At 39.1% G+C, this 18,108-nt stretch carries 18 protein-coding genes and 1 pseudogene; 14 read left to right on the top strand and 5 right to left on the bottom strand.

Annotated elements, in window-relative coordinates:
- Nucleotides 1–169: 169 nt before the first annotated feature.
- The 4 genes from ACH0AK_RS04230 (at nt 170) to ACH0AK_RS04215 (ending at nt 1,777) form a co-directional block, all read left to right on the top strand.
- Nucleotides 170–436 carry an IreB family regulatory phosphoprotein gene (locus tag ACH0AK_RS04230; protein ID WP_002290885.1) on the top strand — a complete coding sequence of 89 codons (267 nt, stop codon included), beginning with the start codon at nt 170–172 and terminating at the stop codon, nt 434–436.
- Nucleotides 433–864: a Holliday junction resolvase RuvX gene (ruvX, locus tag ACH0AK_RS04225; protein ID WP_010734808.1), complete on the top strand. Its 432-nt coding sequence runs from the start codon at nt 433–435 to the stop codon at nt 862–864. The genes ACH0AK_RS04230 and ruvX overlap by 4 nt, the downstream gene beginning before the upstream one ends.
- A gap of 21 nt (nt 865–885) precedes the next feature.
- Entirely contained in the window at nt 886–1,191 is a 306-nt protein-coding gene (locus ACH0AK_RS04220; RefSeq protein ID WP_010734809.1) for a DUF1292 domain-containing protein, read from the top strand.
- A gap of 289 nt (nt 1,192–1,480) precedes the next feature.
- The gene (locus tag ACH0AK_RS04215) at nt 1,481–1,777 is read left to right on the top strand and encodes a GNAT family N-acetyltransferase (RefSeq protein WP_264082978.1); all 297 of its coding nucleotides are present in this window, start codon (nt 1,481–1,483) and stop codon (nt 1,775–1,777) included.
- Nucleotides 1,778–1,844: 67 nt separating this feature from the next.
- Here ACH0AK_RS04215 and ACH0AK_RS04210 read toward each other — a convergent pair whose 3' ends face one another.
- The 3 genes from ACH0AK_RS04210 to ACH0AK_RS04200 all read right to left on the bottom strand — a co-directional run bounded on the left by ACH0AK_RS04210 (nt 1,845) and on the right by ACH0AK_RS04200 (nt 6,671).
- Nucleotides 1,845–3,167, bottom strand: coding sequence for a 2-hydroxycarboxylate transporter family protein (locus ACH0AK_RS04210; RefSeq protein ID WP_010734811.1), 1,323 nt, complete (start codon nt 3,165–3,167; stop codon nt 1,845–1,847).
- 263 nt (nt 3,168–3,430) lie between these two features.
- A complete protein-coding gene (locus ACH0AK_RS04205; protein ID WP_023520074.1) occupies nt 3,431–5,071 on the bottom strand; it encodes a malolactic enzyme in 1,641 nt (546 codons plus the stop codon).
- Between the two features lie 205 nt (nt 5,072–5,276).
- The gene (locus tag ACH0AK_RS04200) at nt 5,277–6,671 is read right to left on the bottom strand and encodes an aminotransferase-like domain-containing protein (RefSeq protein WP_226075811.1); all 1,395 of its coding nucleotides are present in this window, start codon (nt 6,669–6,671) and stop codon (nt 5,277–5,279) included.
- Between the two features lie 92 nt (nt 6,672–6,763).
- Here ACH0AK_RS04200 and ACH0AK_RS04195 point away from each other — a divergent pair, with 92 nt between their 5' ends.
- Together ACH0AK_RS04195 and ACH0AK_RS04190 are read left to right on the top strand one after the other, a co-directional pair.
- A complete protein-coding gene (locus tag ACH0AK_RS04195) occupies nt 6,764–7,723 on the top strand; it encodes an ornithine cyclodeaminase family protein (RefSeq protein WP_226075683.1) in 960 nt (319 codons plus the stop codon).
- Nucleotides 7,724–7,730: 7 nt separating this feature from the next.
- On the top strand, nt 7,731–8,513 hold the full coding sequence (locus ACH0AK_RS04190) for a PhzF family phenazine biosynthesis protein (protein ID WP_226075680.1): 783 nt from the start codon (nt 7,731–7,733) through the stop codon (nt 8,511–8,513).
- A gap of 202 nt (nt 8,514–8,715) precedes the next feature.
- Here ACH0AK_RS04190 and ACH0AK_RS04185 read toward each other — a convergent pair whose 3' ends face one another.
- Both ACH0AK_RS04185 and ACH0AK_RS04180 read right to left on the bottom strand, forming a co-directional pair.
- Nucleotides 8,716–9,819 (bottom strand): alpha-hydroxy-acid oxidizing protein, encoded by a 1,104-nt coding sequence (locus tag ACH0AK_RS04185; RefSeq protein ID WP_438725300.1) that lies wholly within the window; start codon nt 9,817–9,819, stop codon nt 8,716–8,718.
- A 239-nt stretch (nt 9,820–10,058) separates the two neighbouring features.
- Nucleotides 10,059–10,827 (bottom strand): annotated as a pseudogene (locus ACH0AK_RS04180) (DeoR/GlpR family DNA-binding transcription regulator).
- Nucleotides 10,828–10,998: 171 nt separating this feature from the next.
- On the opposite strand from ACH0AK_RS04180, the gene ulaG reads away from it, so the two are divergent.
- The 8 genes from ulaG to ACH0AK_RS04140 all read left to right on the top strand — a co-directional run bounded on the left by ulaG (nt 10,999) and on the right by ACH0AK_RS04140 (nt 18,107).
- Nucleotides 10,999–12,060, top strand: coding sequence for an L-ascorbate 6-phosphate lactonase (gene ulaG / locus ACH0AK_RS04175; RefSeq protein ID WP_023520068.1), 1,062 nt, complete (start codon nt 10,999–11,001; stop codon nt 12,058–12,060).
- Nucleotides 12,061–12,230: 170 nt separating this feature from the next.
- Nucleotides 12,231–12,686 carry a PTS sugar transporter subunit IIA gene (locus ACH0AK_RS04170; RefSeq protein ID WP_226075809.1) on the top strand — a complete coding sequence of 152 codons (456 nt, stop codon included), beginning with the start codon at nt 12,231–12,233 and terminating at the stop codon, nt 12,684–12,686.
- A 183-nt stretch (nt 12,687–12,869) separates the two neighbouring features.
- Entirely contained in the window at nt 12,870–14,360 is a 1,491-nt protein-coding gene (ulaA, locus tag ACH0AK_RS04165; RefSeq protein ID WP_034691471.1) for a PTS ascorbate transporter subunit IIC, read from the top strand.
- 15 nt (nt 14,361–14,375) lie between these two features.
- Nucleotides 14,376–14,687 (top strand): PTS sugar transporter subunit IIB, encoded by a 312-nt coding sequence (locus tag ACH0AK_RS04160; RefSeq protein WP_019722445.1) that lies wholly within the window; start codon nt 14,376–14,378, stop codon nt 14,685–14,687.
- A complete protein-coding gene (locus ACH0AK_RS04155; protein ID WP_010734823.1) occupies nt 14,688–15,329 on the top strand; it encodes a 3-keto-L-gulonate-6-phosphate decarboxylase UlaD in 642 nt (213 codons plus the stop codon).
- Nucleotide 15,330: 1 nt separating this feature from the next.
- A complete protein-coding gene (locus ACH0AK_RS04150; protein ID WP_499796735.1) occupies nt 15,331–16,182 on the top strand; it encodes an L-ribulose-5-phosphate 3-epimerase in 852 nt (283 codons plus the stop codon).
- A gap of 170 nt (nt 16,183–16,352) precedes the next feature.
- Nucleotides 16,353–17,423: an ABC transporter permease gene (locus tag ACH0AK_RS04145; protein ID WP_010734825.1), complete on the top strand. Its 1,071-nt coding sequence runs from the start codon at nt 16,353–16,355 to the stop codon at nt 17,421–17,423.
- A gap of 15 nt (nt 17,424–17,438) precedes the next feature.
- Nucleotides 17,439–18,107 carry an ABC transporter ATP-binding protein gene (locus tag ACH0AK_RS04140; RefSeq protein ID WP_019722442.1) on the top strand — a complete coding sequence of 223 codons (669 nt, stop codon included), beginning with the start codon at nt 17,439–17,441 and terminating at the stop codon, nt 18,105–18,107.
- The last annotated feature ends 1 nt before the right edge of the window (nt 18,108 follow it).

Raw genomic sequence — 18,108 nt, 5'->3', positions numbered from 1 at the left:
AAGAAAGTGTACTCATAAATGTTGGAATCGATACAATCAAATAAGAAATCATTATTATTTTTATATTTCCAGCGAAGTTGGAATATTTATTTGTAGTTTTACCACATTTCGAGTAAAATAAAGGGTGTAGAGGGTAATTTGACTACCCTGCGGAAAGAGGTGTAGAATCATGGGTTTTACAGATGAAACCGTACGTTTTGGTTTTGATGATAGTCGTAAAAAAGAAGTCAGCGAAACATTAGCGATCGTTTATCGGGCTTTGGAAGAAAAAGGCTACAATCCAATCAACCAGATTGTGGGCTACTTGCTTTCTGGAGACCCGGCCTACATTCCTCGTTATCGTGATGCAAGGAATCTGATCCGTCGTCATGAACGCGATGAAATCATGGAAGTGATCGTCAAAGACTATCTCTCAAATCATGGAGTGAATCTATGAGAGTGATGGGCTTGGATGTCGGCTCAAAGACTGTAGGTGTCGCTGTTAGTGATCCTTTTGGCTGGACTGCACAAGGCGTAGAGATCATTCGTATCGATGAAGATAAAGAAGAATTTGGATTTGAACGATTGGCAGAACTGGTCAAACAGTACGAAGTAGATCGTTTTGTTGTAGGCTTGCCGAAAAACATGAATAATTCAATCGGTCCGAGAGCAGAAAGCTCAATGGTTTACGGAGAAAAGATCAAAGAAATGTTTTCTCTACCAGTCGACTATCAAGATGAACGACTGACTACCGTCCAAGCAGAACGCATGTTGGTCGAACAGGCAAATACGTCAAGAGCAAAAAGAAAAAAAGTCATCGATAAGCTTGCTGCGGTGATGATTTTACAAAATTATTTAGATGGTTCGGGAAAACAACTATTTTAAAAAATGAAAAGAGGGGTTCTAATGGCAGAACACAATCATACACATGATCATGAAGGACATGAACATATCACATTGGTCGATGATCAAGGAAATGAAACATTATACGAAATCTTGTTAACAGTCGATGGACAAGAAGAATTTGGTCGTAACTACGTATTGCTTTATCCAGCCGGCGTACCGGAAGATGAAGATGTAGAATTACAAGCCTATGCCTACGTTGAAAACGAAGACGGAACAGAAGGCGAATTAGAACAAATCGAAACAGATGCTGAATGGGATATGATCGAAGAGGTCTTCAATACATTCATGGCGGAAGAAGAAGAATAGTATTAAAATAGTGGAGAAACCTTGAAATGACAAGGTTTCTCTTTTTTTATCATTCTTTTGATCAAGGAATTGACCATGGTTCATTTCGATAGAAAAATCCATACTATCTTTAGCATAGTACTTAACCTTAGAGAAGAAAGGAAGAACAAAATGATCAGAACTGCTCGTGTGGAGGATGCAGAAACTATAAACAAGCTAAATAAGGAAGAAATAGGGTATGAGATGCCACTTTCGGAAACAACGAAGCAATTAAAATGTATCTTGGCACAGCCAGAGATCTATGTCATTGATGTTTATGAGGAAGAAGGGACGAGGAATAGGATATGTCCATGCCCAAAAGTATGCAACATTGTTAAGTCCAACGTTGTTCAATATTTTAGCATTAGCAGTTTCTTCAAAAGCGCAACATCAAGGAATTGGCAGACGATTGATGGAGAGTGTTGAGAAGCAAGGAAAAGAACGTGGCTACTTTGGTGTTCGACTAAACTCTGGCGAACATCGCAACGAGGCACATCGTTTTTATGAACGTATCGACTATCATTCAACCAAATGGCAAAAGCAATTTCAAAAAAGATTTTCTAAATGAATGATGAAGGTCATCGCAAAAAAACTTCTCGAATAATGATCGAGAAGTTTTTTTACATTTATTCGAATTAAGAAAATAGTTGCATCAAAAATCCTGAAATGATCAAGACGATCGCTCCACCCAAACGATTGCCCATTTGAGCAAAAGCAATCAATTCCATGCGGTTTGATGCGGATAAGACGGCAACATTTCCTGTACCACCCATTGAATTGTTACATAGTCCTGCTGTAATCGTTGATTCGATCGGATAAAGTCCAAATAGACGACCAACAAATGCAGAGACAAGGGAGATGACGATGACACTTGTTAAGCAGAGTACGACGAATTGCCATGTTAAAGCAGAAGCTAAAACATTCAAGTTCAATAAAGCAATCCCGATACCTGCTAAAACAGCTGCCGTTAAGTTTTTAACAATCAAGTTATTGAACATGATTGCTGCATCTTCGTAGTATTCAGGAAGAACATTGGTGATTTTACAGATGACCACAATAATGATCATGAAAGCATAAGCATGAACTTTTGGTACAAAGAAATTACAGATTTGGCCAAGAATAAAGAATGTGATCGAGACCATTAAACCAACACCTAATTGAGGGATAGAAGGTTTCACATTGCGTGGTTTGCCGTCACCTAGATCGCCTTTTTCCATCAGTTTCCCATTACCATTCAATTTTGGCATGGATTGTCCAGCACGAGCCACTAAAGCGGCTCCGATAATGGCTAGCACATTTGTCATTGCAGTTGCAGGGATCAAACGTGAAATAATAGCAGAAGCATCTGTTCCTAAGACGTTTGCATAAATAGTTGATAGTGGAACAGCGCCAGCACCTACACCACCAGCCATGGCAGGTAAAGAGATGTATAATACGGAATTAGCGAAGCCATTCCCAATCAACATTCCCACAAGTCCAACTGCAAAAAATGAAACAACCATAGAAATAAGTGCAACAGGGATAAAACGAACGGAAGCCTTCATCAATAATTTGCGGTTCATTCCTAGAATACTTCCGGTAATCAAAGCAGCGATATAAAAGTCTAAAAAGCCCATATTATTGACAAAGTTTTCAGTTGATTTCACGACATAATCAGGTAAAATACCAAAGGTTGCGATAGCTGCGGAAGCGAAGATCGCAAAAACAGAACCACCACCTAAATAACTTTTGACGATTGGGATTTTTGTCCCAATAAAATGGAATAGATTCCCAAAAATGACGAGCACGGCGATAGGACCGATCATATTTGTTGGTAATTTACCTAATGCCATCGCAACGATCAAAACGAGAACCATGATCAAATAGATAGGTAAACTGACCCCACTGATTTTTGTTTCCCAAAAACCTTCTTTGTTTGTCTTAACGACTGTAGAAGTCGTTTGTTCTTGATGTAACATTCTTACAGATCCTTTCCTTGATTAACGTAAGAGGAGTTCCCTATGAGTTGGAAAATAATCTAAAGCTATTCCTCAACTGGCTCCAGTATTTCTTGGCAAAAAACACCCCTTGGATCAATTCGTTGAAAAATAGTTGGTTTTCCTATTTCTCGGTGAACGAATGATCCAAGGCTTCGATGTTTACCATGCGTATTTTTTACTTTAAGTCTCGTTTTGCTCAGAACTGTTTAGTAACGAATTATTGTGAAAGAGACTAGCGTGAATTAAGCTTCTAAATCTTGATATTCAGGCACCCATTTAGCTGCTTCGACAGCTGCTTTGATGTCAGTGATTTCTTCACGGTTCAATTGTTGATCCACGACTGATTGAGCGACTGTTTCAGCAATCGTTTGTGAGAATTCAGTGATTCTTGCAACTGGTGGTAAAATAGCTGCCCCTGGTTTTGTGACATCAACGATACCACCTAATGCACGACTTGCTTGTGAGATGATCTCAGCGTTGACACGAGTAGCTGTTGAAGCAATCAAACCAAGTCCTAAACCTGGATACATCAATGCGTTGTTTGCTTGTCCGATTTGATAAGTCACGCCATTGTATTCCACATCATCCGCAGGGATACCTGTTCCGACTAATGCTTTTCCATCTGTCCATTCAATCAAATCTTTTGCTTTTGCTTCTGCTAATTTTGTTGGGTTAGACAAAGGCATGATGATTGGTCGTGGTGTATGGCTAGCCATTTCTTTGACGATTTCTTCTGTGAATGCCCCTGGTTGAGTAGATGTACCAATCATGATCGTTGGGTGAATTGCTTTGACAACAGCTTCTAAATTAGTCAATTCTTCACTATTGGTAAATTCTGAACGTTTACGTGCAAAAGGAATTTGTCCAGGTGTCAATCCTTCAGTATCTTCGAATAATAGTCCTTGTTTATCCACTTGATAGAAGTGTTTACGTGCTTCTTCTTCTGGTACACCTTGACGGATCATTTCATCTAATAAGATATTCGCAATGCCGACTCCAGCTGTTCCAGCTCCGAATGTTAGGATCGTTTGATCTTTCAAGGATTCACCAGAAATATTCAATCCGCCGAGTACACCAGCTAGTACGACGATCCCTGTTCCTTGGATGTCATCATTGAATGTCGTGATTTTGTCTTCATATTTTTCTAAGATCGTTGCGGCATTGCCACGACCAAAGTCTTCCCAGTGTAACAATAATTCAGGGAATAGTTCTGTAGCAGATGAAACGAATTGGTCGATGAATTCATAGTAAGAATCACCTTCGACACGCGCATGTTTGTTTCCTAGATATAACGGATTATTCAATAACTCTTCATTGTTTGTACCAGCATCGATCGATACAGGTAATACTTGCGCTGGATTGATACCAGCAGCTGCTGTATAAACCATTAGTTTTCCAATTGCGATGTCAACACCATTAACTCCCCAGTCACCCATTCCAAGGATACCTTCTGCATCTGTAACAACGATCAAACGAATATCACGACCAGCTGCGGCATTTTTCAAACTTTCTTTGATCAATTCTGGTTCATCGATCGAAAGAAATGCAGCATCTTGTGGTTTTAAGAAAATTTCATTGTATTGTTCGATTGCATCTGCAACTACTGGATCATATACTACCGGCATAAATTCTACTAAATGTTGTCCCATCAATTTATAGAAAAGTGTGCGGTTTGTATTGAATAAGTTCATTAAGAAAATACGTTTTTCTAAATCAGTTTGTTTGCTTAGGTATTGGCCATATGCTTGCACAGATTGTTGTTCTAATGTTTGGACTGTGCTAGGAAGCATTCCGGCAATCCCGTATTTTTTACGTTCTTCTTTTGTAAAAGCAGTTCCTTTATTTAAAAATGGATTATTTAATAAGTTTAACCCTGTTAGCATGAATGATTCCTCCTAAGTTTTAATACATACGAAGTATAGGATTCGCTCAAGGCTATAGTCAAAATAGGTAGTTATGATAAATTTTATTTATATGACAATAGAAAAAAGAGGAGCCTATGATTAAAAATAGGCTCCTCCTCGATGGGGATTCGAGCAGTTAAAAACAAAAAGAATGAGTTGGATCATTTTGATTTTATATGATAAGTCATCGTTGAAAGTACACGATTTCTTTCTTGACGATTCCAAGTCCTTTCGTTAATACTTCCAAAGGATTAGAGGATAAAGCAATTCGAATAAAAGGATCATGTTGCGGTTGTGTCGTAAAACGATGTGAATGATAGACACGAATCCCTTTATTTAAAAAAGCTTGTTCGATCGTTTTCGGAGACAGATCATTTCGAACAGGGAGATTTCGATAAAAAGGAAGTGGATTGGTCGGTCGAGGCAAGTTGAAAAGTGTATCGAATCGTTCATTTGCTTGTTTTGTATAGCTGGATTTTGTTTCGAGTATGTCCTGTGCGGTTTCTGAACATAGGATTTGCGTGACAATCTCAGCATCTAAACTTGAGGTTTTGACATTGATATTGAAAATCGCCTGTTGGATGTTTTGTTTGTACTTATCGGGAAATACTAGAAAGGCAACACGCATGCCTGCACAGATAAACTTGGTCATTCCGGCAAGATAAATGGTTTGTTCAGGAAGTAACTGCTGGAATGAGGGAATGGGTGTTTTTTGATTATAGGTAGTCAAAAAAGAATGGATGTCGTCTTCGATCACGATCAATTGTTGCTTTGTAATGACTTCTTTTAGCTGTTGCCTCCGTTTTGCAGATAGTTGAAACCCAATAGGATTGTTACATGAAGGCATCAGAAAAATACCGTGGATTGCTTTTTTCCGACATTCTTGTTCAAGTAATTCTGGAAGCATACCCTCCGCATCAAAATCAATCGGCACGATTTCCATATGGTAAAGGTGAGCAAGCTCAATGAAATTCGAATAAGTATAGCGATCGACTGCCAAACGATCTCCTGGAGAAAACAAAGCAGCTAGCGTGATCGCCAAGCCGTTTTGGACACCTGAAACAATAGCAATCTGTTCCCTTGAAGCATAGACACCTTGTGTTTCCAACCATTTTTTGGCAATCGTCAATTGATAGGTTGTCCCTAATGGTTCACGGTAGCTAAGAAGTCCGTTAGTCGCATGATTTTGTGAAACAGCTTGAATAAAAGGAGTGATCATTTCGTTGCATTCATCAAATGAACTGACTAACCCAAAATCAATGACATGATCAGGTACTTGATCAGAAGAAATAGTGATGGAGGTAAACGCATTTGGGGAAACAAATGTCCCACTCCCGATACTTGTATAGAGTAACCCTTTTTCTAGACCCAACTTATAAGCTTGACCAACTGTTGTGAAATTGATGTCTAAAAAATCAGCTAGTTCTCTTTGGGAAGGTAACCTTGTATTTTTTTGTAATTTATTTGATAAGATATCAGCTTCTAGCTGCGTGATAAGTGATTGGTAGATTGGGCGATGTAACTTTTTTTTATCTGGACGCCAAGTCAGTGGATAATTCTCATAAGAGTTGATCGACATACTCGTTCCTTCTTTCAAAAATTGTATTCCATACAATTATATCATTGAATGTATTGTTTTCGGGCGCTAGGATAGAAAAAAGGAGGGGAAATATGCAAATCATCGATAGTCATAAAGTAATCACCCATTTTAGTTTTACAGAAGCAATCAACGTAATGGAACAGTGTTTTAAAGATTTTCAAGTCGGAAAGATTTCTCAAGAGAATCGAATGGTCCAACAATTACCAGATGGCGAGAAACAAAATGTATTTGCGATGATGCCCGCTTATTTGGGAAGAAACCGGTACTTTGGTTCAAAAATCATCACGGCTTTTCCAAGCAATCACAAACAAAAGCTACCATCACATTTGGGTGAAATCATGCTCTTCGATTCAAAAAAAGGGCAACCCGTCGCAATGATCGATGCGAATGCCGTGACTTGGATACGAACAGCAGCAGTTTCAGCATTAGCCACAGATTATCTAGCAAAGCCATCAGCAGATACACTCACATTGATCGGAACTGGACAACAAGCAGTTTCACATCTAGCCGCAATTACCTGTGTCCGAAAGATTCACCGTGTATATGTCTATGATTTAGATGAAACACGACGAAAACAATTTATCCTAGAACAGCAAACTAATTATCCAAAACTGCGTTTTATTGATTGCTCGACATTGGCTGAAGCGACTATAGAAGCAGATATTGTCTGTACTTTAACACCTAGTAAACATGCTTTTTTATCAAAAAAAGAGGTTAAACCAGGCACGCATATCAATGCAATCGGTACATTTACACCAGAGATTCGTGAATTAACGAGTGATTTGATGGCATCTGGACAATTGTATGTAGATGATTACCAAGCGGTCAAAAGGGAAAGTGGCGACTATTTGATTCCCTTGTCAGAAGGGAAAATTGATCAGACAAACATCCTCGGTTCTCTAGGTGAATTAGTCACCCATCAGAAAACAGGGCGTACAGACGAACAAGCGATCACGATCTTTGATGCGGTTGGCTTAGCAGTGGAAGATTTATGTTGTGCCGAATATATTTATCAAAAAGTAAAGGAGTAGTTTATAAATGAATTTACCCTATTATGTAGTTGACGCCTTCACCAATGAAGTGTTTAAAGGAAATCCTGCTGCGGTCTTTGTGTTAGATGAATGGCTACCTGATGATACCATGCAAAAAATCGCCATCGAAAATAACCTATCCGAAACAGCCTTTACCGTTAGAAAAGAGAAAGGTTATGAATTACGTTGGTTTACCCCTGATCGTGAAATCGACTTATGTGGTCATGCGACCTTGGCAACCGCATTTGTATTGTTCCACTTCTATGGTATCAGTGAATCCATGATTTCATTTTCAACGCAAAGTGGGAACCTAGTTGTCACAAAAAAAGAGCAAAAATATGCGATGGATTTTCCAAGTATTTTACCGCAACCAATTGCTATATTACCAGCATACGAACAAGCAATCGGCACAAGAATAAAAGAGGCTTATCTGGCAAGGGACTTATTTTTTGTATTAGAAGACGAAGAGACAGTGGCAAAGCTGACGCCTGATTATACTGCAATGAGGGAATTAGAAGAAGGCGTCGGCGTGATTGTCACAGCCAAAGGAAAGAAAGAAGATTTTGTTTCTAGGACCTTTTTCCCAAAACTAACGATCAATGAAGATCCAGTGTGTGGCTCGGCTCATGCGAATTTGATTCCTTACTGGGCACAAAAGCTTGGAAAGGACGACTTGGTTGCTCAACAACTTTCTGCCAGAGGTGGGTTCTTGACTTGCAAGTGGTTAGGTGAACGCGTGATGATCAGTGGCGAAGCAACTTTGTTTGCAAAAGGTGAAGCGTACATTTAGAAAATCCATCCAAACAGGTAGGATACAGAGTGCAATAAATAGCATACAGCTCTGAAAAATAAGCAAGAAGACCCGAAATTTATTCAAATTTTTGGGTCTTCTTGCTTATTTTTAAAGGCTTTTTTTGATGTTCGTTTATTTGGATTCAAAAGTGCGAAATAATTATGGAAACTGCGCTTGTTTTATTTGAGATTTTCTCAATTTAGAAGAAACGATTTTCCCGTAATGTCACATTTTTGATATCTTCGATGGTTTGCGTCCCAGCTAATTGCATGACCATTTCTAATTCTTTTTTGAAGAAGTCGAATACTTGTTGGATGCCTGTACTTCCACCGAGAGCTAAACCGTAAATGGCAGGACGACCGATCGCGACTAGATCGGCACCAGAAGCAATGGCTTTAAAGACATGCTGACCACGACGAACACCACTATCAAAGACGATAGGGACACGTTTGTCGACGGCTTCTGCTACATATTTCAAAGAATCAAAGGCTGCTGGCCCACCATCTAATTGACGACCGCCATGATTCGATACCCAGATGCCATTTGCCCCCGCATCTAATGAACGATAAACATCGTCTTCTGATTGCACACCTTTTACATAAACGGGTAAGTCAGAATGAGCGGCAATAAATTCCACATCTTTTGGACTTAACTTTTGTTTGGAGGATTTATAAACTGCGTCCATCGTTTGTCCGATCCCTGATTGATAGGCTTGAACGATCGGCATTGGCAATGGAAAAGTGAAGCCATTGCGAAGGTCTGTTTCTCGATTCCCACCAACGGTTGCATCAGCTGTCAAAACGATTGCTTTTGCGCCATTACGTTTGGCCATCTCTAGAATATCTAAATTGATCCCATTATCTTTACTCATGTAAAACTGGAACCATTGTGGTGCATCTGGACCACCGGCCTCACGGATTTCTTCTAATGTACAGGAAGCGTAAGAACTCGCCGTATAAATCGTATGAAAATCGGCAACTCCTTTAGCTGAAGCTTTTTCTGCATGTGTATGAGCTAAACCATGAGCTGCAATAGGCGCCATGATGATTGGCGCAGTTAATGTTTCTTGGTCAAAGTAAGTCGTTGTATCTGGAATTTCCACGTCTTTTAAAACATGAGGAATAATCAATTGATGATTGAATGATTGCACGTTTTCTTGATACGTAAAGAGATCTCCAGCGCCACTACTGATATAGCCGTATCCGCCAGTAGGAATCACTTGAGCTGCCGCCATTTCTAAGTCTTCTGTATTGATAAAACTGATTTGACCTTCTTGTGAGCCAGCTTGATAAATCATTTCCATAAAACAAACCTTCTTTCGTAGTATCGATCAATAAATAATATCGAATTTGTCAGCGTTTACATTTTCATACTACGCCTTGTTTTTAAAACAGGCAAATAATCTGTTTTATTTTATTTAACTGAACGGAGAGTTACCGCTATGCAAGAGTATAGTCACGCTTTGAATACTCGACTAAAAGAAGAAAATCGAATCATAGCTGTTTTTTATCTGTTAGCAACTTTGATGAAATTTACTTTCTTTTATAAACTTACTCGAATAACAGTGACACCTAATTGTTCGATTTTTTTGGCAAGTTTAGGTGAACAATGCTGATCGGTGATCAAATAATCAAAGGCAGAAATATCGGCAATCTTAAACTGTGAAGTCCGGCCAATCTTACGATGGTCTGCAACAAGAATACGACATTTGATACTCTTTTTGATCATCCATTCGTTGATTTTAGATTCGTTTAAAATTTTTGTCGTCACACCATTCTCTAAATCTACTCCGCTACATCCAATAATACAGACATCTGCATTCATATCTGCTAATGTGCGAGCGGCAATATCTCCTACCAAGACTTCTTTCGGTACGCGTAATTCGCCACCAGTGAGTATATACGTATAATTTCCTTGTCTGACACAAAGAAATGACCTTTAAATTATTCGTTACGACGGTGACGTAATTCGATTCTAAATAATCGAGTGTAGCTAAGGCAGTGGAACTTGAATTGATAAATACGGTGGCATAGTCTCCAATATATTGACTAGCACAACGAGCAATTTGATGTTTGATCCACGTTGGTCCTGAAAGATCGAAATTTGTTTGATTGTCATAGTTGAAGAGGCAATAGCCATATTCACGAATAATCTCATTTTTTTCTTCTAATAATCTAAGGTCTCGACGAATAGTGCTGAGTGATACGTGAAGCTTTTCAGACAGTTCAATCGTGGTCATTTTTGTGTACCTTTGTAATAGATCAAGAATTTCATTACGTCTTTTTTTAATCGTCAACAGAGAATTTTTCATTGTTATCCTTCCTTTTCAATCAATTTGTTTCTCTATATGACTAATTATAGCTAAACGAGCATAAAAAAATGGAAACGATCACATAAAGTAATAACAGTCATATAAAGCTATTCCAATCACTTTGATAGCGCTTTATCATTTATATATACCTAATAAAGAGGAGGATGGCACATGAATATAACAGAAGTAACAAAGGAAAGTTGGTTACGTTCGACTTTTCCAGAATGGGGAACCTATCTGAACGAAGAAATCGAAATGGAACAAGTAAAAGAAAAAAGCGTATCTATATGGTGGCTAGGATGTACAGGTATATGGCTGAAGTCACATGAAGGTACAAATATCCTTTGTGACTTATGGTGTGGGACAGGAAAACGAACACACGGGAATGGACAGATGAAAAAAGGCCACCAGATGATGCGTATGAGCGGTACAGAAAAGATGCAACCGAATTTACGAACGCAACCTTTTGTGATCGATCCATTTGCGATCAAAAATGTGGATGCATTAGTGGTGACACATATCCATTCCGATCATCTGGATATTCACACTGCCGCAGCTGTTCATCAAAATTGTCCGGAGGCACTATTTATTGGCCCCAAAGCAGTAGTGGAAACATGGCTCTCTTGGGGGATACCAAAAAAAAAGACCCAAGTAGTCAAACCCGGCGATATCGCTTTGATCAATGAAGTAGAGATCGTTGCGCTGGAAGCCTTTGATCGGACGGCATTGATCACACATGATGATCCTAATGTGCAATTAAAAGATCAGTTGCCACAAGAAATGGATACGATCGCTGTCAATTATCTTTTCAAAACATCAGGAGGGAACATCTATCACGCAGGGGATTCGCATTATTCCAACCTTTTTGCCAAACATGGCAATGAACATCAAATCGATGTTTGTCTAGGTGCATATGGTGAAAATCCGCGTGGCATCACTGATAAGATGACCGCCAGTGATTTGTTGAGAATGGCAGAATCGTTAAGAGCTCAAGTCGTGATCCCAGTCCATTATGATATTTGGTCCAATTTTATGGCTGATCCTAGCGAGATCACTCAATTATGGCGCATGAAAAAAGATCGATTGGCTTATCAGTTTTCCCCTTATATTTGGCAAGTGGGTGGGAAGTATACGTACCCAGATAATAGAAAAGACTTGGCATTCAATTTCGATCGTGGCTTCCATGATGTCTTCACCCAGGAAAATGATACGCCGTTTCCATCATTTTTGTAGGAGCCCAAGAGATATATAACAATAAATCAGCTGAGCTGAGAATTTTTTAACAAAAGCAAGAGCGAGGAGGGAGAACGTATCAAAGCAAGTGAACGTAAGACAAAGTCATCTCTTGATAAGAATGCGCTATTGTCAAACAACGGGTTGACTGCTTGATACTGTTTGTAAATATGTTGAGATATTTCTATGAGAATGACTTAGTCAATTATGTAGAAACTACGATAAATGATTGGCGAGTAGCAATCGAGGAGAGCAGTCGTCACTTATTAGAAAAAAGAATCATTGATCATGTATATGTAGAAGAAATGATCCGCAATGTCGAACAACATGGGGCATATATCCTGATCGCCCCGCACGTTGCGATGCCTCATGCCATGCAAGGTGGCTCCCGTGTTTTCGATACGACGATTTCATTTACCAAAATGAACGCACCAGTTCCTTTTGAGGAAGGGTCAAAGTCTGCCAGCCTTTTCTTCACCTTAGCAGCTAAAGAGCCAAAGCAACACTTAGAAAATATTCAATCATTATCAGAATTACTGATGCAAGATGGGTTGATCGAAGAATTACTAGCGACAGAAACAATCGAAGATTATCAAATGGTCATGGAGAAATACGAGCCACTATAAGGTAGAGGTAGTCTTTTGCTTGCTAGGTATGGCCAGTGAGGACCATTCGGTACAAAGCAAATAGACATAAAAGATAAATTATCAACTAAAAAATACGAGGCAAGGGAGGGAGTCCGTTTACATGAAAACCATGATATCTCGCATCGTTTGAGGAGTTGTTCTGGTTTTTGGTAACGGAAAAATATGGGAGCTATCTTGATGGAGATATGGACGTATTTTGCGACAAATATTTTAACGCAGCCGGCTTATTTGATCGGTTCGATCGTTTTATTAGGGTATATACTTCTTGGCCGACCATTATACGAATGTATAGCTGGATTTTTGAAAGCCACTGTAGGTTATCTGATTTTAGTTGTTGGTTCAGGTGGATTAGTAAACAATTTCCGACCGATCTTAGTTGGTTTAAAGGATCGTTTTGATCTTGAGGCGATGGTGACTGATCCCTATTTTGGTCAAAATGCTGTAGATGCAGGATTGATGGATACTTTTGGACGAACGTTCAGTGATGTGATGATTTTATTATTGATTGCATTTGTATTGAATATCCTGTTAGTTCGTTTCCAAAAATATACGAAGTTGCGAGCTGTTTTTACGACAGGAAATGTCCAGATCCAGCAAGCAGCTACAGCTTTTTGGATCTTACTTTTCTGTTTTCCTGAATTAGGAAGAGTAGAAGTATTAGTATTTATGGGGATCATTTTAGGGTGTTACTGGGCAGTTGCTTCTAATTTAACTGTTGGTGTGACACAAGAATTGACAGACGGAGCTGGTTTTGCGATTGCGCACCAACAGATGTTTGGGGTGTACCTATTTTCTACCTTAGCGAAGTGGTGGCAAAAGAGTAGTCGTAAAAAAAATGGGAATAGAAAAGCCGATAAAAAGCTTGAAGATATGGAGCTTCCGGGTTTCTTATCCATTTTCAACGAAAACATGGTGGCGACTTCTTTATTGATGCTGTTCTTCTTTGGCATCATCTTATTAGTATTAGGACAGGAGTACTTGATTGAGGCAGAATTTATGGTGGCAGGACAAAGTTTTCTATTCTACGTACTGACCACTTCTTTGAACTTTGCTGTGTATTTAGCCATTTTACAGCTTGGTGTCCGGACCTTTGTGGACGAGTTGACACAATCTTTCCAAGGAATCTCAAATACTATTTTACCAGGAGCTGTGCCAGGGATCGATGTGGCTGCAACTTTTGGCTTTGGATCACCAAATGCAGTCACGATCGGGTTTTTATTTGGTGCATTAGGACAATTCTTGATGATCATCTTATTGATCGTCTTCCGATCACCAACGATCGTGATCGCTGGATTTATCCCACTATTTTTTGATAATGCGGTCATCGCTGTGTTCTCTAATAATCGGGGTGGGTTCAAGGCAGCATGTTTGTTCCCTTTCTTATCTGGGCTGATCCAAGTCGGTGGTTCTGCACTCTTTGCGACATGGATCGGGTTATCTAGTTACGGAGGGTACATTGGTATGTTTGATTGGGCGACTGCTTGGCCAGTCTTTACTGTTTTGATGAAATTTTTTGGTTATGCAGGTGTTGCACTAGTGGTCGTCGGTTTGTTGCTAATTCCGCAACTACAATATCGAAAAAATCCAGAAGGATATTTTTTGATTGTGGAGGATTATCAAAAATATAAAGAAAAGTTTGGAGACAGTAATTAATAGGAGGGAAAGTAAATGAGAATTTTAGTTTCGTGTGCCAATGGTTCTGGTACAAGTTTAATGATGATGCGTAGTGTAGAAAAGGCAATGAGAGAATTAAATATTACAGTGAGTAAAATCCATCATTGCCCGATCTCTGAAGGTAAAAGTTCGGCAAGTCAATATGATGTCGTCTTTACGCCACTCAATTTTATGCCGATGTTCATGCAAGCAATTGAGCGAGGTGTGACGGTCGTGGGGATCAAAAATGTGATGTCACCTACTGAGATCTGTGAGAAATTCAAAGAAACAACAATGTACAAAGAATTGAAATCAAAGGAGAATTAGATGAAACGACCAAAATTACAAATTGCACTGGATCATAACACGTTAGCGTCTGCATTGGCAGATGTGAAAAAAATTGGAGAAATCGTCGATGTGATTGAAGTAGGCACCATTCTTTGTCTTCAAGAAGGAAGCAAACCAATCGAATGTATGAGAAAAATGTTTCCAGAAAAAACGATCGTTGCGGATACAAAATGTGCCGACGCAGGAGAAACTGTGGCTGGTAATGTAGCGCAGGCTGGGGCAGATTTCATGACAGTGATCTGCTGTGCCTCTCTAGCTACCATGCAAGCTGCACAAAAGAAAGTCAAAGCACTTCAAGTAGAACTATACGGAGAATGGACGATGGAACAAGCAAAAAAATGGCGAGAAATTGGGATTTCTCAGGTCGTCTATCATCAAAGTAGGGATGCCTTGTTAGCTGGAGAAGTTTGGGGAGAAAAGGATCTGAAGCTCGTCCAACAATTGATCGATTTAGGTTTTCAAGTCTCGGTAACTGGTGGGCTGTCAATTTCAACGTTAGCCTTGTTCCAAGGGATGCCGATCTTTCATTTTATTGTCGGTCGAGGATTGACGGCGTGTGCAGATCCTATCATACAAGCCCAAGCATTCCAAAAGGAGATCAAGCGACTGTGGGGAGAATGAGATGATGAGAATCGGACTTTATGAAAAGGCACTGCCTAGCGGATGGTCGTGGCAAGAGCGGTTAGATGCAGTAAAAGAATTGGGGTTTGATTTTCTGGAAATATCGATTGACGAAAGCGAGGAACGATTGGCTCGTTTAGATTGGACGAATGAACAAATCGCTGAGTTAAAAGAAGCGATAGCGGTTTCAGGGATTGCTATCCATTCGCTTTGTTTAAGTGGGCATCGCCGTTTTCCATTCGGCTCAGTAGATGTCAAAAAACAAGAAAAAGCCTTATCTATGATGAAAAAGGCGATACAGCTTGCGTATCGGTTAGGTATCAGGATCATACAAGTGGCGGGATACGATGTATACTATGAAAAAAAATCAATAGAGACAAGAGAAGCGTTTATCAGAGGATTGCGTGCCAGTATCAAAGAGGCAGCACAGTTTGGGATAATCTTGTCGATTGAAGTCATGGATGACCCATTTATGAATTCCATTCGTAAATTCATAGAGATAAAAAAACAACTCCCTTCTCCTTATTTACAAGTGTATCCTGACTTAGGAAATCTATCAGCGTGGCCAGAAAATAATGTGGCGATTGAACTTGAACAAGGCATCGAATATATTACTTCGATCCACCTAAAAGATACGCAACCAGTAACAGCTAGTAGTAAGGGTAAGTTCAGAGACGTTCCGTTTGGTCAAGGTTGTGTGGATTTTTCTGGCTTATTTAAAACATTGAAACGTGTAAATTACGAAGGGCCATTCTTGATTGAAATGTGGAGTGGTCAGGATAAGGATTATGAAAGTCAGATCTTACAAGCGAAAGAATATCTATTGCCAAAGTTAATAGAATCGGGATTTTAACCTCAATTTTTTGATGAAACTTAGAAATAAACGACTGACATATTCCTTATTGAATATGATCAACTCAATTGTTTTTTCTTTTATTGATTATTCTGAGCAGATTATTCCTCTAAAAATTTATCAAGTGATAAGATATATTTATCAGTTGATAAATTTTTAGGGGGAATTTTATGTTTTTAGCATTAAATGAAATCATTCATTCAAAATTACGCTATGCCTTAGTGACAGGCGTCATGTTTCTAATTGCGTACCTTGTCTTTTTTTTGACAGGATTAGCCTATGGGTTGGCACAAGACAATCGAACTGCTGTAGATAAATGGGAGGCAGATACCATTGTTTTATCAAAAGACGCCAATACAAACTTAGGGATGTCGATGATCACGAAAAAGATGGCAGAAGAAGTGAAAGGTGATCAAGTCGCTTATTTAGCTCAAACACCTGGAGTAGTCACGAGTCCAGATCGTCCAGATGCTGATAAAGTCAATGTTAGTTTTTTTGGAATCGATCAAAACCAATTCATCATGCCGAATATCGTGGAAGGAGAAGAATTCCAGTCAAATGATGAAGCAGTCGGTGATATTAGTTTAAAAGAAGAATATGGCTTAGACATTGGAGATACGATCAAATTATCAGGAAGCGACAAGACATTTAAATTGACTGGATTTACTGAGAATGCCAAATTCAATGTCTCTCCTGTCGTCTATACAACGATCAATGCGTACCAAGAGATACGATTTGAGAAACAAGATGCAACTGATAATGCTCGTATCAATGCAGTGGTCGTGCGAGGAGATGTGGATAGCTTACCGGATGATCTAGAGAAAATCAGTATTTCGACATTCATCAATGAACTACCAGGGTACAATGCACAAGTATTGACGTTTGGTTTCATGATCGGCTTTTTGATTGTGATTGCAGCAATCGTGATCGGCATTTTCATTTATGTATTGACCATGCAAAAAATCAATATTTTTGGTGTACTTAAAGCCCAAGGCGTTACTGGTGGATTTATTGCACGTTCAGTAGTTGCACAAACGTTCTTACTTTCATTTTTCGGTGTCGCTCTTGGATTGTTTGGAACGTTCGTTACCTCACTTGTTCTACCAGATGCTGTACCATTCCAAAGTAACTGGTTGTTTTTCGGTGTGATTAGTGTAATGATGTTGATCGTTGCTATTTTAGGGGCACTTTTCTCTGTTAGAACGATCGTAAAAATTGATCCATTAAAAGCAATCGGATAGAAAGGAGAATGGGAAATGAAAGCAATTGAATTTATAGATGTTGAAAAAAGTTTTAAAGATGGTGATCAAACCATCCAAGCATTGAAAAAAACAAATGTCAGTGTCGATAAAGGGGAGTTTGTCGCAATCATTGGACCATCTGGTTCTGGAAAGAGTACCTTCTTAACGATTGCAGGCGGTTTACAGACACCAAATAAAGGAACCGTCAAGATCAATGGAGAAGATTTCAGTGAACAACCGGAGAAAAAACGAGTAAAATTACGGTTTAAGGAAATCGGATTTATTCTTCAAGCTTCCAATCTAGTTCCATTTTTGACCGTCAAAAAACAATTAGTACTGGTCGATAAGATCAAGCATGAAAATCGACAAGAGGAGGCAAAAGAACTATTCCAACAACTTGGGGTGGATAAACTCCTTAATAAGTATCCAGAAGATCTTTCGGGTGGTGAACGACAAAGAGTGGCAATTGCTCGAGCGCTATATAACGATCCTTCGATTATTTTGGCAGATGAGCCAACAGCTAGTTTGGATTCAGAAAAAGCAGTAGAAGTTGTAGATATTTTAGCAAAAGAATCCAAGGAAAAAAATAAAGCAATCATAATGGTCACTCATGATACCCGACTTATTGACAGATGTGATAAAGTATTTATGATAGAAGATGGTGTCTTTCGAGAAAAAAAATAAG

The sequence above is a fragment of the Enterococcus pernyi genome, assembly GCF_045371165.1.
GTDB classification, from domain to species: Bacteria; Bacillota; Bacilli; order Lactobacillales; family Enterococcaceae; genus Enterococcus_B; species Enterococcus_B pernyi.
This window is presented reverse-complemented; position numbering and strand designations above follow the sequence as displayed.